Annotated in this window: 13 protein-coding genes and 2 tRNA genes; 7 read left to right on the top strand and 8 right to left on the bottom strand. The window is 67.7% G+C overall.

What is annotated here, in order from left to right; all coding sequences use genetic code 11:
* Positions 1 to 238: 238 nt before the first annotated feature.
* Both P6166_RS12470 and P6166_RS12465 read right to left on the bottom strand, forming a co-directional pair.
* Positions 239 to 315, bottom strand: a tRNA-Arg gene (locus tag P6166_RS12470).
* 99 nt (positions 316 to 414) lie between these two features.
* Entirely contained in the window at positions 415 to 1,446 is a 1,032-nt protein-coding gene (locus P6166_RS12465) for an NAD(P)-dependent alcohol dehydrogenase (RefSeq protein ID WP_277764778.1), read from the bottom strand.
* A 112-nt stretch (positions 1,447 to 1,558) separates the two neighbouring features.
* On the opposite strand from P6166_RS12465, the gene ubiA reads away from it, so the two are divergent.
* Positions 1,559 to 2,476, top strand: coding sequence for a 4-hydroxybenzoate octaprenyltransferase (ubiA, locus tag P6166_RS12460; RefSeq protein ID WP_277764777.1), 918 nt, complete (start codon positions 1,559 to 1,561; stop codon positions 2,474 to 2,476).
* Positions 2,477 to 2,518: 42 nt separating this feature from the next.
* Here the strand turns inward: ubiA and P6166_RS12455 are convergent, their stop codons facing one another.
* Both P6166_RS12455 and P6166_RS12450 read right to left on the bottom strand, forming a co-directional pair.
* Positions 2,519 to 3,094: a DUF308 domain-containing protein gene (locus P6166_RS12455; protein ID WP_277764776.1), complete on the bottom strand. Its 576-nt coding sequence runs from the start codon at positions 3,092 to 3,094 to the stop codon at positions 2,519 to 2,521.
* Positions 3,095 to 3,189: 95 nt separating this feature from the next.
* Positions 3,190 to 3,912, bottom strand: coding sequence for a ComF family protein (locus P6166_RS12450; RefSeq protein ID WP_277764775.1), 723 nt, complete (start codon positions 3,910 to 3,912; stop codon positions 3,190 to 3,192).
* Positions 3,913 to 4,072: 160 nt separating this feature from the next.
* Here P6166_RS12450 and P6166_RS12445 point away from each other — a divergent pair, with 160 nt between their 5' ends.
* Together P6166_RS12445 and P6166_RS12440 are read left to right on the top strand one after the other, a co-directional pair.
* Positions 4,073 to 4,321 (top strand): hypothetical protein, encoded by a 249-nt coding sequence (locus P6166_RS12445; protein ID WP_277764774.1) that lies wholly within the window; start codon positions 4,073 to 4,075, stop codon positions 4,319 to 4,321.
* A gap of 7 nt (positions 4,322 to 4,328) precedes the next feature.
* The gene (locus P6166_RS12440) at positions 4,329 to 6,926 is read left to right on the top strand and encodes a DUF3772 domain-containing protein (RefSeq protein WP_277764773.1); all 2,598 of its coding nucleotides are present in this window, start codon (positions 4,329 to 4,331) and stop codon (positions 6,924 to 6,926) included.
* Between the two features lie 64 nt (positions 6,927 to 6,990).
* On the opposite strand, the gene P6166_RS12435 is transcribed toward P6166_RS12440, so the two are convergent.
* Positions 6,991 to 7,067, bottom strand: a tRNA-Met gene (locus tag P6166_RS12435).
* A gap of 121 nt (positions 7,068 to 7,188) precedes the next feature.
* Between P6166_RS12435 and P6166_RS12430 the strand changes: the two genes are divergently transcribed.
* The 3 genes from P6166_RS12430 to bfr all read left to right on the top strand — a co-directional run bounded on the left by P6166_RS12430 (position 7,189) and on the right by bfr (position 8,672).
* Positions 7,189 to 7,803, top strand: coding sequence for an RNA pyrophosphohydrolase (locus P6166_RS12430; RefSeq protein ID WP_277764772.1), 615 nt, complete (start codon positions 7,189 to 7,191; stop codon positions 7,801 to 7,803).
* A 78-nt stretch (positions 7,804 to 7,881) separates the two neighbouring features.
* Positions 7,882 to 8,091 (top strand): bacterioferritin-associated ferredoxin, encoded by a 210-nt coding sequence (locus tag P6166_RS12425; RefSeq protein WP_277764771.1) that lies wholly within the window; start codon positions 7,882 to 7,884, stop codon positions 8,089 to 8,091.
* A gap of 110 nt (positions 8,092 to 8,201) precedes the next feature.
* Entirely contained in the window at positions 8,202 to 8,672 is a 471-nt protein-coding gene (gene bfr, locus P6166_RS12420) for a bacterioferritin (RefSeq protein ID WP_277764785.1), read from the top strand.
* Here bfr and P6166_RS12415 read toward each other — a convergent pair whose 3' ends face one another.
* Genes P6166_RS12415 through P6166_RS12405 form a run of 3 tightly spaced genes read right to left on the bottom strand, consistent with a single transcriptional unit; the run spans position 8,673 to position 13,567 of the window.
* On the bottom strand, positions 8,673 to 10,919 hold the full coding sequence (locus tag P6166_RS12415) for an ATP-binding protein (protein ID WP_277764770.1): 2,247 nt from the start codon (positions 10,917 to 10,919) through the stop codon (positions 8,673 to 8,675).
* A 4-nt stretch (positions 10,920 to 10,923) separates the two neighbouring features.
* Positions 10,924 to 12,897: an EAL domain-containing response regulator gene (locus P6166_RS12410; RefSeq protein ID WP_277764769.1), complete on the bottom strand. Its 1,974-nt coding sequence runs from the start codon at positions 12,895 to 12,897 to the stop codon at positions 10,924 to 10,926.
* Positions 12,898 to 12,952: 55 nt separating this feature from the next.
* Positions 12,953 to 13,567: a DUF4126 domain-containing protein gene (locus P6166_RS12405; RefSeq protein ID WP_277764768.1), complete on the bottom strand. Its 615-nt coding sequence runs from the start codon at positions 13,565 to 13,567 to the stop codon at positions 12,953 to 12,955.
* Positions 13,568 to 13,710: 143 nt separating this feature from the next.
* Between P6166_RS12405 and P6166_RS12400 the strand changes: the two genes are divergently transcribed.
* Entirely contained in the window at positions 13,711 to 14,454 is a 744-nt protein-coding gene (locus P6166_RS12400; RefSeq protein WP_277764767.1) for a DUF6776 family protein, read from the top strand.
* The last annotated feature ends 1 nt before the right edge of the window (position 14,455 follow it).

Below are 14,455 nucleotides of genomic sequence, written 5' to 3'. Positions count from 1 at the left end.
TCATCGCCAGGGGCTTTATCCCCAAACCCCCAGCCAATCGGCTGGGGGTTTGTCTTTTGCGGCTCAGAAAAGTGCGGCGTAGCAAACACAGGCGCCGAAAGGAACTCAGCCAGCGAGCCGACTGGCGCGTGTCTCGCTATCGGCAAAAGGCGGCAAAAAGCCTGGGCCACGCGATCCTAGATCGCATGGCCTCGAGAAAACACTGAGGGGTATGCCCCGGCAAAATCACAGGGAAGAATGGCGCGCCCGGAGGGATTCGAACCCCCGACCAATGGCTTCGGAAGCCACTACTCTATCCGGCTGAGCTACGGGCGCGTTGGCCGGTTATTATGCCAGAGCTTCTCTCCGTGCGGGCGATTCGGTGGCAGTGGCGGAGAGTAAAGCGCCTGCGCCACCGCTAGCGCGCGCATCCGCTCATGGCTGGAGTACCGCGCGTCCTCGGATACGCCCATGCCGCAATCGATCATAGACATCGACCGCCTGCTCCAGCGGAAAGACTTCCACATCAGCATGGATGCGTCCTTCTTGAGCGAGCGCGATGACTTCCATCAGTTCGGTGCGAGAGCCCCAGTACGGAATGCTCACTTCGCATCCGTAGGGCGGATTGTTTGCAGAGTAGGCCAGCGTACCGCCGCCCAACCCCACCACGGTGAGGCGGCTCGCGCGCCCCACCACCTTCTGACATAGATCCATCGTGGCCTGTGCGCCCACAAAGTCGAGCGCGACCGTGGCACCGCGTGGGCCCACAAACGAAGCGATCTCCTCGGCGGCCGCCTTGCCATCCCGAGTATTGACGGTGTGTTTGACGCCCAGCTCTCGCGCGTGCGTCAGCTTGTCATCGTCAATGTCGCCGGCGATCAACTTGGCGGGCGTCAAAGCCTGCAACAACTGAACCGCCATATGTCCCAGCCCGCCGATGCCCAGCACAACCACCGTGGCCTCCGGGGTAAGCAGGGGGAGCGCGGCCTTGATCGCGTGGTAAGGCGTCAAGGCCGCATCGCTCAGCGGAGCGGCCTTGACCGGATCGAGCTTGCCCAACGGAACCAGCAGGCGAGGTGATGGCACGATCATGTACTCGGCCATGCCGCCGTCAGAACCCAAGCCACCGCCATAGGTGGGGATGCTGGCGTGGTTCTCGCAATAGTTCTCCGCCGACTGTTGGCAGGCGTGGCATCGTCCGCAGCCCCATGGACCGTATACCGCGACGGGGTCACCCTCTCGCCAGCCTTCGACGCCTTCGCCAAGCGCATCGATCCAGCCGGTATTCTCATGTCCCAGCGTGAAAGGGCCCGGGATACCGATGCCCTCGTCCAGCACGTGCAGGTCGGAGTGACAGACGCCAGCCCCGGCGACGCGAATCCGGATTTGGCCGGGGCCCGCCTCGGGCTTCGGCACGTCGACAATCTCCGGTGGGCGGCCCGTCTCGATGTAACGCACTGCTTTCATCGCATATCTCCCGCGGAAATGGAGCTGCAGTCAGCGTAGTGCGCTGGCGTTTAAACTTGCGTGACAGGCGCATGCGTTGGTTCGCCCGCGCGCGTGCTGCTACGCTTTACGGATGAGTTACGAACGTTTCGGACCCCGCCCCGTAGCACCCGCACCGTCCCGCTGGCGCGAGCGCCTGGGCCAGTATTGGAAGCTGGTCCGTGGCGACCGCCCGATCGGAACCCTTCTCCTACTGTGGCCTACCTGGTGGGCGTTGTGGCTTGCAACGGGGGGCGTGCCCTCCTGGTGGATATTGTTCGTCTTCACCGCCGGGGTGTGGCTCACGCGGTCGGCCGGATGCGTTATCAACGACTACGCTGATCGCTGGCTGGATCCCTATGTCGAACGTACCCGGCAACGCCCGTTGGCAACCGGCGCGGTGTCCGGACGCGAAGCGTTGATCGTCTTTGCCGTGCTGATGCTGATCGCGTTCGCACTTGTGCTGACCTTGAATGCATTGACCATCGGGCTAAGCGTCATCGGCCTGTTCCTCGCCGCGAGCTATCCCTACCTCAAGCGCTACACGCACCTGCCGCAGGTCTACCTCGGGATGGCATTCGGGTGGGGGATCCCGATGGCCTTCGCCGCCGTGCAGGGCGAAGTCCCGGCAATAGGCTGGGTGCTTTATCTGGCCAACATCCTGTGGTCCACCGCCTACGACACCTGGTATGCGATGGTGGATCGGGAGGACGATATCAAGATGGGGTCGCACTCCACGGCGATCCTGTTCGGAGACATGGACCTCGTTGCACAAGGCATTCTGTATGCGTTGACGTTTGCGGCCCTGGCAATGGTCGGCGTGCGGGCCCATCTCGGCGAGCTCTACTGGGCAGGCCTTGCGACTGCGGCGGTTCTGGTCTCCTACGAATTCGTGATTGCCCGCCGTCGCGAGCGAGGCCCATGCTTCCGCGCATTCCTGCACAACAACTGGGTTGGCCTGGCGATCTTCGCGGGCATCGCCGGAGACCTGGCTCTGCGCCCCCACGGCTAGGCACGGGTGGGCGGGCACCCGGAAAGGATGCCCGCCACGGTTCTAGAGTCTGAGCTGATTCAAGCGACGTACCTTGAACGCCGCAATGATCTGCAGCACGCCGTAGACGATGGCGGCCGCGCCGATCCAGATCGTCGTGACCGCGAGCCCGGCGACCGGGTTGAGGACGTAAAGCACGCCGAGCACGATCGCCAGCAAGCCGCTGAGCGCGATCAGCCATTCGCCTTCGATTTCCTTCCGGACCCGGATGGCGAACACGATGCGATAGACGCCAGCCACGATCAGCCAGGCCGCCAGGAACAACAGCAGGATGCCGGCCGTCGCGACCGGGTTGAACACCGTGAGCAGGCCGAACACGATCGAGACGACGGCGTACAGCGCCAGCCAACCTTTCGAAATGGCTACTTGCTTGTCGAACAAGGCCAGCAGGCTCACCAGGCCTTCGGCCAGCGCCATCACGCCTAGCGCCCAAGCCAACGCTGCGGCGGCGGCCACCGGGCGTGTCACCGCGATCAGCCCGAACAGCACACCCAGCAGGCCGTACAGCAACAGGACCCACCAGCTGCGGCCCAGTGACGAAAGCACCCCGACGACGCCGTAGCGTTCTTGCGTGCCCATACGAGTTCTCCTTGATCGCCCGGCCTATCCGCGGGCCATACCGTTCCTTCTGGTGATGCTACGCCGGTGGTATGGACCCGATTTTCACCTGGCCTTCATGGCACCCGGGCGCACACCCAGGCGTCCACACGTGTCGCACCCGCCCGGCGCAACGCGTGCGCCGCGGCCCGGAGCGTCGCGCCGGTCGTCATCACGTCGTCGACGAGTACGACGTGATCGGCGACCGGCGCGACACATTCAAAGGCCCCGCGCACATTGCGCCGGCGGGCCGACGCTTCCAGCGAGGACTGCGCGGCCGTGGCCACGCGGCGGCTCAGGGCGAGTTGGCATCGCAGTCCCATGGACCTGGCGAGTGGGCGAGCCAGTTCCGCCGCCTGGTCATAGCCGCGCTGCCGCAAACGCGTCGCATGCAGGGGCACGGGCACCAGCATGGCGCCCGCATTCGAAACGGCCGCGAGGCGCCCGCGCATCAGCTGCGCCAACACCCGGCCGGCGGCGAGGTCGCCGTGGAACTTGAAGCGGCGCAGGAGGGTGTCGACCGGCCATTGATAGAGGAATGCGGCGCGCGCGGAAGCCAACGGATCGCGATCGCCGTTGCATGCTCCGCACCGCAGGCCCAGGTTTCCATCGGCCAAGGGCAGCGCGCAGTGGATACAGGCGATATCCAGCCAGGGCAGGGCGTCATGGCATGCCGCGCACAGGTCGACGCTGCCGAGCCCCGGCTCCTCGCACAACAGGCAGCGGGAAGGGAGCAGCCACCCCTGCACGAGGTCGAACGTGGCGCGAAGCGGTAGCAGCGTTAGTGGAGACAAGTTCATGCCTCCATGCTGGGCCACCGGCTGGGCGAGCACGATCAGTCGTTCACCTGCGAAGCTGCCCCGTGCCGCCTGCCTGCGTGTCCGAAAACACTGTGTGCCATGGGTCGGCGGCTCCTCTGGTCTATCCTTGACCTATCACGGAATCGGGAGCACGAGGCAGATGATCCGGATCATCCTGTTGCAGGGCGGCGGCCGTTACCAGCGCGAACAGCGCGATGACGCGCCCGACCTGCTCGATTACGACGGCGTCACCTATTCGCTGCGCGCCGGCCCCCGGACGCCGCAGCCCACCGATCATCCCTGGGAAGCCGTCGCCGTGTATGCGCCGGATGAACTCAACGAGGAGGAGTTCCAGGAGATGTACGAGACGGCGCGCCATCAGGTTGAAGAGCTCGGCCTGAAGTACTGATCCGGGGATGCGTCTTTTTTGGCGCACGTGGAGGGCGCCAACGGTCCGCTGCCGTACTATTCGGGGACCGCGCCGCCGCGCCCCATCCGCGTCCCTCGTGTATCCACCTCGCAAGTTTCCCGCCCTCTCCGCCTGGTTGTGCCGGTTCTGGCTGGCCTGCTGCCTTGGCTTGTTGACCGGTGCGGCCTGGGCCCAGGCCCAGCCCGATACGTCGCTGGCTGACGCGCAGAAGGTGCTCGACGGCGCCGAGGATCGGCTGGCCGAGGTCAACAAGCAGCTTCCTGCTACCGAGGCGGTGGAAGATTTCATCCGCCTCAATGAGCAGTTGGCATCCGTCCAGCGCGATACGCAATCGGCCGCGCAAGCGCTGGATGCGCCGCTTGCCGACGTCAAGGCACGCCTGGATCAACTCGGTCCGGTACCCACCGGGACCCGCGAATCCCCGGATATCGCCAGCCAGCGTCGCGAGCTGACGGCCCGTCAGGCCAAGCTCGACGACGCCCGCAAACGCGCGGAGCTGCTGAGCCTGGACGCCAGCCAGGCGGCCGCCAACCTCGAGCGCGCGCGCTCGCAGAAGTTCAACCAGAGCCTGTCCACCCGCACCGCTTCTCCCTTGTCGCCGGCGCTGTGGCGCAACCTGGGCAAGGCGTCGCCCAACGATGCCGACGCGCTACGGGGCGTGGCATCCGGCGCCTGGACCGGTCTGCGGTCGGCGTTGGCCCGCGAAGGCTCCGGCGCCCTCATCGGGAGCCTCGCGATCGCGCTGCTGCTGGCCTTCCCGGTGCGCATCGTGCTTCGCCGTCTCGGGCGTCGCCTCGTTACCTCGCGCGGCCCGGGTGGGCGCCTGCGGCGTTCCGCATTGGCCGTCTGGTTGCTGCTGGTGGGGACCCTGTCGATCGGCCTGGCGGCCTCGGCGCTGATCGGCACGCTGCAATCGATAGGTGCTGTGCCCGACGATCTGCTGCCCCTGGCGGAGAACTTTGTCCGCGCGAGCTTCTTCGCCGCTTTCATCAGCGCACTCAGCGGCGCGTTGATGTCGCGCGGGCAAGCATCGTGGCGGCTGTTCAAGCTGGACGATGCCACTGCCCGCAGGCTGCTCTGGCACTGCCACGCCGCCGCGTGGCTGGTGTGGCTGCATTACCTGGCCATCGAAATCCTGAAGGTCGCGGGCACGAGTGATGCGCTGACCCAGGCGGTCGACGCGCTCAGTGCCCTGCTTTACGTCGCCCTGATCCTGTCCGCGCTGGCCGGCCTCACCCGCTCGCTGCGCCGTACCGAACACGATCCAGCGGCGGATGCCGCCGGCGCTTCCACCGAGGACGATCCGAAAGCCGTCACCAGTACGGCCAAGGCACCGCCGCGGGCCCTCAGCACGCGCGGTGGCGGCGTGGTCGCGCTGGCCCGCATGCTGGGCTATTGCGCGGTACTGCTCGCTTTGCTCGCCACGTTGGTCGGTTACCTCAACATCGCCGTCTTCATCACCCGGCAGATCGTCTGGGTGGCGCTGATCTGGGGCGCGATCGCGTTGATGCTCGCCTTCATCGACGACCTCTGCACGTGGCTCGTGCGCCCGGAAAACCGGCTCAGTCGCGCCCTGGTGGGCATCGGCGTCAGGCCCAGCCTGCTGGCGCAGGCCGGTGCGCTGGTCTCGGCGGGGCTGCGGGTGTGCGTGCTGGTCAGCGGCGTGGCCGCGCTGCTGATGCCTTACGGCTCCAACCTGTCGCTGTTCGGCAATCTCTTCTCCGCCCTTTCGACGGGCCTGAAACTGGGCAACGTGCGTTTCGCGCCGGCAGAAATCTTCGGCGCGCTGGCGACGCTCGCGATCGGCTGGACGCTGCTGCAGGGTGCACAGCAATGGCTCAACAAGACCTACCTGCCGAAGACTGACCTGGACGTCGGCACCCGTGCTTCGGTCAGCGCGGTCGTGCGCTATGTGGGCATCGTGGTGGTGATCCTGTGGGCCCTGGCTGCGTTGGGCATCACCGCCGCCAACCTGGCCCTGGTCGCCAGCGCCCTGTCGGTGGGCATCGGTTTCGGCCTGCAGGCGATCACGCAGAACTTCATTTCCGGCCTGATCCTGATGGCGGAGCGGCCGGTGCGCGTGGGCGACTGGATCCGCCTCGGCGACCAGGAAGGCGACGTCAAGCGAATCAACGTGCGCGCCACCGAGATCCAGATCGGCGACCGCTCCACGCTGATCGTGCCGAACTCCGAGCTCATCACCAAGAGCGTGCGCAACATGACCCTGTCCAATCCACTGGGCCGGGTACAACTGCAGTTCGCCGTTCCCATCGGCACGGACATGGCACGCGTACGCGAACTGCTGCTCACGCTGTATGCCGCGCATCCCAAGGTGCTGTCCACGCCCGCGCCGTCGGTGTTCATCGACGGAATCGCCAATGGGCAGGCCAACTTCAACAGCTTCCTCTACGTCGGCAGCCCGCGCGACGCGTATGGCGTGCGCAGCGAGTTGTTCTTCGGGCTGTTGGCCCGCATGGCGGAAGAGGGCATCGCGCTGAACTCGCCCCAGGACATCCGCGTCGTGGCCGCGCCCGGCCAGCCGACGGCGAGGCCGGACGAGGACGCAGCCCAGTCCCCCGGATAGGCGGGCGGTAGGTGCCGCAAACAAAAAGCCCCGCACGAAGTGCAGGGCTTTTCGGTCTCGTCTATGGTGGCTATGGGTGGACTCGAACCACCGACCCCAGCATTATGAGTGCTGTGCTCTAACCGGCTGAGCTACATAGCCATAGTGAGCCGCAAATTTTCGCGGCATCTGGTCCGGCTGTCAATCTTTTCGTTCTTGGCTTGTGGCCTGGCGGTCGCCATGGCAGAGTCCGGGACAGTAGATTTTTTCAGGAGTCCGCATCGTGATCGATCCGGACGGCTACCGACCGAATGTCGGCATCGTGCTGATGCGGCAGGACGGCCAGGTGTTCTGGGCCCGCAGGGTGCGCCGGGATGGCTGGCAGTTTCCGCAGGGGGGCATGAATTCCGACGAGACCCCGGTCGAAGCCATGTATCGCGAGTTGCGCGAAGAGACCGGGTTGCTGCCCGAGCATGTCGAGCTGCTGGGGGCGACCCCGGGCTGGCTGCGCTATCGGCTGCCCAGCCGGGCCGTGCGGCGGAACGAGCGCCAAGTCTGCATCGGCCAGAAGCAGGTCTGGTTCCTGCTGCGCCTGACCGGCGACGAAACTCATGTTGATCTCACGCTTACTGAGACGCCAGAGTTCGACCACTGGCGCTGGGTCGATTTCTGGTATCCGGTCCAGCACGTGGTGGTGTTCAAGCGCGGTGTCTACGCGCGGGCGTTGCGCCACTTGGCGCCGCTGGCCCGTGGCATCGCGGGCGAAGCGGTCGGTGCCATGCCGGCGAACGCCCAGGAAGCCTGGCTCCCTGGCAGCGCGGCCGGGCACGACCGGCCGCGGAAACGTTCGCGCGGCCGGGGCGGGAGCCGGCGTTCACGCACGGGCAGCGCGGATTAATGAAACAGAATTGACAACAATTCGCATTTGCGATGGAATACATAGGCCCCGACTTGGGGTGTTCCAGACCTTCCGCCTGTGTACGTCTGCATCTGCAACGGTGTTACCGACCATCAGATCCGCGAAGCCGCTGCCAGCGGCTGCACCAGCGTGTCCGAACTGACGATGCGCACCGGCTGCGGTTCCAACTGCGGCTCGTGCCTGGACATGGCCGCCGGTCTGCTCGAACAGGCGCGCATGGCGCGTGATCTGCCGTTGCCAGTGCTCGGCCTGGCCGTCGCCGCCTGATTCGTCGCGCTCACAAAGCGCCAGCCCCGCCCAACTGAACACGATTCGCGTTCCTTCACGGAAGGTACGAAGACGCTAAAGTGCGCCCGCTCAACCAGGGAGACATCGGCATGAAGGGCGACAGCAAGGTCATCGAGTACCTCAACAAGGCGCTCTACAACGAACTGACCGCCATCAACCAGTACTTCCTGCACGCCAAGATGCTGAAGAACTGGGGCCTGAAGGAACTGGCCGAGCACGAGTACAAGGAATCCATCGACGAGATGAAGCATGCCGACAAGCTGTCGGACCGCATCCTCTTCCTCGAAGGCCTTCCGAACTTCCAAGCGCTCGGCAAGCTGCGTATCGGCGAGAACCCGACCGAGATGTTCCGCTGCGACCTGGCACTGGAGCGCGAAGCGGTGGTGCTGCTGCGCGAGGCCATCGCCTACGCCGACTCCATCCACGACTACGTCAGCCGCCAGCTGTTCGTGGACATCCTGGAATCGGAAGAAGAGCACATCGACTGGCTGGAAACGCAGCTCGACCTGGTCGCGCGCATCGGCGAGCCGAACTACCTGCTCACCAAGCTCGAAGACTGATTACTCGCCCGCGGCCAGCGGGCGCTGCAGCCGCGCGATCTGGCCCGTCAGTGCCAGGCGCGCGCGCGCATATTCGGCGATCACCAGCGCGACCATCACCGCCGGCCGTTCGATCGGCCCGGCACGCGCGGCCAGTTCGATGCGCCGTGCCGCATTGGCCAGCGCGATCGCGCCGACATTCGCGCTGGAAGACTTCAACGTGTGGCTGGCCTGGCGCAGCTCCTCGTTGTCGCGCGTGCCCGAGGCGGCTTCCAGGCGTGCGATCAACCGCGGCGCGTCTTCCAGGAACAGGCGGACGATGCTGGCCGTTTCCGCGCCGGCCACCTCGTGCAGCTCATCCAGTACCTCGGTATCGAGGATCGGCAACGCGGCGGACTGCATCGCGGGCGTGGCGATCTCGGCCTGCGGCGCGGCGGCCTGGGCCGTCGGCGGCACGGCATGAGGGCGCGGCAACCAGCGCGCCAGGCAGCTTTCCAACTGCTCGCGCGAGACCGGCTTGGGCAGGTAATCGTCCATGCCCGCTTCCAGGCATCGCTCGCGGTCGCCCGCCATCGCGTTGGCGGTCATGGCCACGATCGGCAGGCGCGGGGCGCCGGTGTCGGCTTCCAGCGCGCGCCACTGCCGCGTGGCCTCGTAGCCATCCAGCACCGGCATCTGGCAATCCATGAACACCAGGTCGTGGTGATGCTGGCGCAGCGAATCCAGCGCGGCCTGGCCATGGGTAGCCACTTCGGCCTCGTAGCCAAGCGTGGCCAGCATCTTCTGCGCGACGATCAGATTCACCGGGTTGTCTTCGACCAACAGGATGCGCGGTTCGGAAGTCTCGGTCTCGCCCGCCGGCGCGGGCAGCGGCTGGCGCGGTGGAATCGCGCTGCCGGCATCCTCGGTCTCGGCAGGTACACGGCGCTCGGGTACCAGCGCGGCGCGTAGTTCCGCATCGCTGGCGTGGCGCGGCAGCCGGTCGAGGTGGCCGTCCAGTTCGTCCGGCAACGGTTCATCGCCCACCAGCCAGATCAGGCGCGTGCCGGCATGCTCCGGTGCGCGCGCGATGCCGCGGTGCAGGGCGCGCGCGCTGTAACGCAGCTGCTCGTGGTCGGCGATGATCACATCGAACGCGGCCGCGCCCATGCGTTGCCCGGCGCTGGCGCGCATGCGCTCCAGCGCTTCCTGCGTGCTGTCCACGCAGTGCAGCCCGATGCCCCAGTTGCGCATCAACAACTGCATGCGCTGGCGCAGCCGGTCGTCGGCGGACACCAGCAGGACGCGCATCGCCTCGCGCAACGCGTGGCCCTGCTGCAGGTCACCGATCACCTTGAGCAGCGGTATCTCGAACCAGAAGGTCGCACCCGCGCCCGGCGAGGATTCCACGCCGATGCGCCCGCCCATCAGGTCGATGATGCGCTTGCAGATCACCAATCCCAGCCCGGTGCCGCCGTACAGGCGGGTGGTCGAGGCATCGGCCTGGGTGAAGGCCCGGAACAGGCGGGCTTGCTGCTCCGGCGCGATGCCGATGCCGCTATCGCGCACCTGGAAGCGCAGCAGGTGCTGCGCCTTGGTCTCGCCGAGCCGGCGCACGCTCACGTCGATGCCGCCGCGCTCAGTGAACTTCAACGCGTTGCCGATCAGGTTGCCCAGCACTTGGCGCAGGCGCACCGGGTCGCCGCGTACCGACAGCCGCACCGCCGGGTCGATCGCCACCTCCAGGCGCAGGTGCTTGTCCTCGGCGGCTCGCTGCATCAGCTGCACCACGCCATCCATCAGTTCGCGCAGGTTGAAGGTGGTGATCTCCAGCTCGAGCTTGTCCGCTTCGAGCTTGGAGTAATCCAGGATGTCGTCCACGATGCGCAGCAGCTGCAGCGAGCTGGCCGTGGCCGTCTGCAGCATCTCGCGCTGGTCCGCCGCCAACGCGCCGCGCGAGACGAGGTCGAGCATCGGGATGATGCCGTTGAGCGGCGTGCGGATCTCGTGGCTCATCGTGGCGAGGAACTCGCCCTTGGCCAGCACGGCGGCTTCGGCCGCCTGCTTGGCCTGCAGCAGCTGCTGTTCGAGTTGGTCGTGGCGCAGCAGGTCCTGGCGCAGGCCTTCGATCTCGCGCCGCGCGCCCTCCAGCCGTTCGCGCAGCAGGGCCTGCTGGCGTCGCGCTTCGGCCAGGCGGCGTCCCTTCACGCCCGCGAAGACCCACGCGGCCAGGCACGCCGCCGCAAGCGCCAGCCAGAGCCACACGCCATGGCCGGACGCCCAGGTCATCTCCCTACAGCACCGCGCTATGGAAGTCGAAATCCAGTTCCTTGCCCACCGACTGCACCAGGTTGCCCTGGATCAGGTCCACGCCGCCCATCCACATCGCCGCGGCGGCCTGCGCGTCCTCGATCTGCTGGCCGATGATCAGCAGGCCATGGCGGTGCGCCAGGTTGATGGCATCGCGCAGCGCGTCGCGCAGTGCCGGGTCGGCGTGTGCCGCCGCATAGCGGCTGTGCATGCGCACGAAGCCCAGCGGCAACTGGCTGAGCAAGGCATTGTTTTCCTCGCTCGGCTCGAACTGGCTCAGGCAGAACTGCACGCCGCTGGCCATCATCCGCTTGCAGAACTGCTGCAGGGTCACGGTGTGGATCAGCGCGTCGTCCAGGCGCACGTCGATCACCAGCGCCGTGCCTGCCACGCCGCGCTGCGCCAGCGATTGTTCGAGCCAGTCGGCGAACGCCTCGCGTGCCAGCGTGCGCGGCGATTGCGACACGAACAGGCGCAGCGGCGGCGTGGCGTGCTGGTAGTGCTGCAGCAGCCCGAGCGCGTGGTCCAGCACCTGCTGGTCGAGGTCGGCGATGCGGCCGGCGGCCTCGGCGGCCGGGATCACCTGGCCGGCTTGCAGCAACGTGCCGTCCGGGCGGCGCAAGCGCAGCAGCACCTGGTACTGCGCCGTATCGCCGCCGGCGACGGCGACGATCGGCTGGTAGGCCAGTTCCAGCTGGCCGTCCACCAGCTCCAGGTGGGCATCGTCCGGCGCGTCGCTGGGCACGTGCATGCGCACGCCGTCCAGATCGAGCCGGGCCTGCAGGGCCGTGCGTTCGGCGGCTTCCAGCGCGCTGCCGGCCTCGCCGAAGCCATGCTCCAGCGTGGCCACGCCGATGGCGCAGCGCAGGTGCACCGACTCGCCTTCGCGGATCTCGAACGCCTGCGCCGAAAGCTGGCGGCGCATCTCCACCGCGAGCTGGTGCTGGGCGGCCGCATCCAGGCCCTCGGCCAGCAGCAGGAAGCTGTTGTCGTTCAACCGGGCCAGCGGAAAGGGAACCCCGGCGCGCGCCAGCCGATGGCCGGCCTGGGTCATCAGCCGCTCGAACGCCGCGTAGCCATAGCGCTCGCGCAGGCCCAGCGCGCTGGCGATCTCGATGAAGAGAATGCCCGCGTCGGCGCGGCCCAGCACGCCGCCCAGCATGTGCATCAGGTGCGCGCGGGTGGGCAGGCCGGTCTCCGGGTTGCTGCGCGCGCTGTCCTCGCCCACCGCAAGCTGCGCCTGCTGGCGCGCGCGGCGGATGCGGTTGGACACCGCGGCGATCAGGTGGCGCGGGCGGATCGGCTTGTTGAGGAAATCGTCGGCACCGCTGTCGAGCACTTCGAACTGGCGCTCCGGGTCCGGGTCGCCGGTGAGGAACACGATCGGCAGCAGTTGGTGCTGCGGATGCTGGCGGATCAGCGTGGTCAGGCGGATGCCGTCCAGGTCCGGCATGTGCAGGTCCATCAGGATCAGGTCCGGCCGGTAATCGGCGATGGACTGCGGCACGGCCGCCGCGCTCATCTCCACCTGCGCGTGCATGCCCGCGCCGTGCAGCACGCTCTGCGCGAACAGTGCCTGCGAACGGTCGTCTTCCACGATGAGGATGCGATACGGGCTGTCGGTGGGGCGCAGCAGCGGTTCGTCGCCTTGCGCGGCCGCGGCCGAAGCCGCGCCGCCGGCCGCGGGCGCACCCTCGGGCGCCGGCGTGGCGGTGCCGCTCGCCGTGGCGGCGCATGCGACGGCGTCCACGATCACGGAAGCGGGCACGGCCGGCGCACTCGTCGGCGCGGGCGTGGCGGCTTGCCTGTCCTCGAACTGCGGACGCGCGCCGCCGATCTGCTCGGGGATATCGTCCCAGCGGCGCCAGTAGTCGGCCGGTGGCGTTTCCGCGCGCACGCCGCGGGCGCGACCGCGTGCGTCGTCGCGGACGTTGGATGCCGGTTGTCGAGCGACCATGGTGACTCCCCTGTCAGCGCCCCTGATTATGCGATGAACTCCGCAGCAGCGGCGACTATCGCGAGGGCAACGGCCCGCCCGGCGGGCGCAGGGGGGCGACCAGGCGCTTCATGCCCCGCCACAGCGTCCGCCACACCCACCACACCAGCAGCGCGCCCAGCACGCTGGCGCCGACCACCACCAGCAGGGCCAGCCAGGGATGGGCCAGGGCCAGCGCGAGCGTGGCGGTCACCACCGCGTCCTCGGCGATGGAGGCCACCCAGTTGCTGGCCGGCTCGGGCGAGGTGTTGAGCAGGGCGCGCGAGCCGGCCTTGAGCACATGGCTGGTGAGCGCCACGCCGGCCCCCGCCGCCAGGGCGCCGGTGCCCAGCTGCCCGTCCGGCGAGAGGGTGGCGGCGGCGAGGAACGCGCCGGCCGGCACGCGGGCCAGGGTCTGCAGCAGGTCCCATACCGAATCCACGCCGGGAATCTTGTCGGCGAAGAATTCGGCCACCGCCAGCGCGCCGGAGGTTCCCAGCACCCACCACGACGTGGTGGCGTGCAGCGCCGGCGGCAGGTCCACCCAGCCGAGCGCACCGGCCAGGCCGATGCCGAACACGGTGAGGTAGACCCGGATGCCGGCCAGCCAGGCCAGCAGGATGCCGATGACGAACAGGTGGGCCTCGTTCATGCCGGGTGCTCCGCGGGAATCGCGGCCACTATCGGCCAAGCGCGCCGGCCGCGCCAGCGCCGCGGCGGCACCATCTGGCACACTAGCCAACCGTTCCCACTGGACGTCCGCGCCGGCCGACGAGGCCACGGCGCATCCTTCCGATGAATCGACCGGTACCCCGCATCCAGATCGTCCGCCACGGTGCTTCCTCGCCAGGCCGCGTGCCGTGGGTCGCGGTGGCGGTAGTCGGCGTGCTGTGGCTGCTGTCGCTGGGCGGCATGTGGCTGCTTGCCAGCCGGCTGGCGGCCCCGGAGCTGGGGCAGGCCCAGACCGAGCTGCGGGCCAGCCAGCGCCAGGTGGCCGAGCTGCAGCGGCAGATCCAGGCCCTGAAGCAGCGCCAGGTCAACCTGGCCGTTTCCGACCAGATCAGCCGCGCCGCCAACAACGAAGTGCAGGCCTCGCTGGCCGAGCGCGACGAGCAGATCGCCGCGCTGCGCGCCGACGTGGCCTTCTACGAGCGGCTGGTCGGGGCGACCAGCCAGCGCAAGGGCTTGAACGCCCACTCCATCGAGTTCTCGCCGGAGGCCGGCGGCACCTGGGCCTACACGGTGGTGCTCACGCAGAACCTCAATCGTGGCGCCATCAGCGAAGGCCAGCTGCGCTTTGCGGTGGAAGGCGTGCGCGCCGGCAAGCTGACCAGCGTCAGCTGGAACGAGCTGCACCAGAAGCCGGACGTGCCGGGGCAGCCCTATTCATTCAGGTATTTCCAGCAATTGACCGGCAGCGTGATCCTGCCCAAGGATTTCACACCGCAACGTGTGCGAATCTCACTGACCGGCGGTGGGGCGCCGGTCAACCAGACATTCGATTGGAAGAGCGCCGCGACCGCGGCCTCAGGGGAGTAGG

It is taken from the genome of Stenotrophomonas sp. HITSZ_GD (assembly GCF_029543105.1).
Lineage (GTDB): Bacteria > Pseudomonadota > Gammaproteobacteria > Xanthomonadales > Xanthomonadaceae > Stenotrophomonas_A.
The sequence above is the reverse complement of the archived record's forward strand: the minus strand, read 5'-3'. Positions and strand labels throughout refer to the sequence as shown.

Excerpts from the sequence above, each read along its gene's own strand:
- P6166_RS12465 (WP_277764778.1), bottom strand. The coding sequence starts at position 1,446 with ATGAAAGCAGTGCGTTACATCGAGACGGGCCGCCCACCGGAGATTGTC.
- ubiA (WP_277764777.1), top strand. The coding sequence starts at position 1,559 with ATGAGTTACGAACGTTTCGGACCCCGCCCCGTAGCACCCGCACCGTCC.
- P6166_RS12455 (WP_277764776.1), bottom strand. The coding sequence starts at position 3,094 with ATGGGCACGCAAGAACGCTACGGCGTCGTCGGGGTGCTTTCGTCACTG.
- P6166_RS12450 (WP_277764775.1), bottom strand. The coding sequence starts at position 3,912 with ATGAACTTGTCTCCACTAACGCTGCTACCGCTTCGCGCCACGTTCGAC.
- P6166_RS12445 (WP_277764774.1), top strand. The coding sequence starts at position 4,073 with ATGATCCGGATCATCCTGTTGCAGGGCGGCGGCCGTTACCAGCGCGAA.
- P6166_RS12440 (WP_277764773.1), top strand. The coding sequence starts at position 4,329 with ATGCGTCTTTTTTGGCGCACGTGGAGGGCGCCAACGGTCCGCTGCCGT.
- bfr (WP_277764785.1), top strand. The coding sequence starts at position 8,202 with ATGAAGGGCGACAGCAAGGTCATCGAGTACCTCAACAAGGCGCTCTAC.
- P6166_RS12415 (WP_277764770.1), bottom strand. The coding sequence starts at position 10,919 with ATGACCTGGGCGTCCGGCCATGGCGTGTGGCTCTGGCTGGCGCTTGCG.
- P6166_RS12410 (WP_277764769.1), bottom strand. The coding sequence starts at position 12,897 with ATGGTCGCTCGACAACCGGCATCCAACGTCCGCGACGACGCACGCGGT.
- P6166_RS12405 (WP_277764768.1), bottom strand. The coding sequence starts at position 13,567 with ATGAACGAGGCCCACCTGTTCGTCATCGGCATCCTGCTGGCCTGGCTG.
- P6166_RS12400 (WP_277764767.1), top strand. The coding sequence starts at position 13,711 with ATGAATCGACCGGTACCCCGCATCCAGATCGTCCGCCACGGTGCTTCC.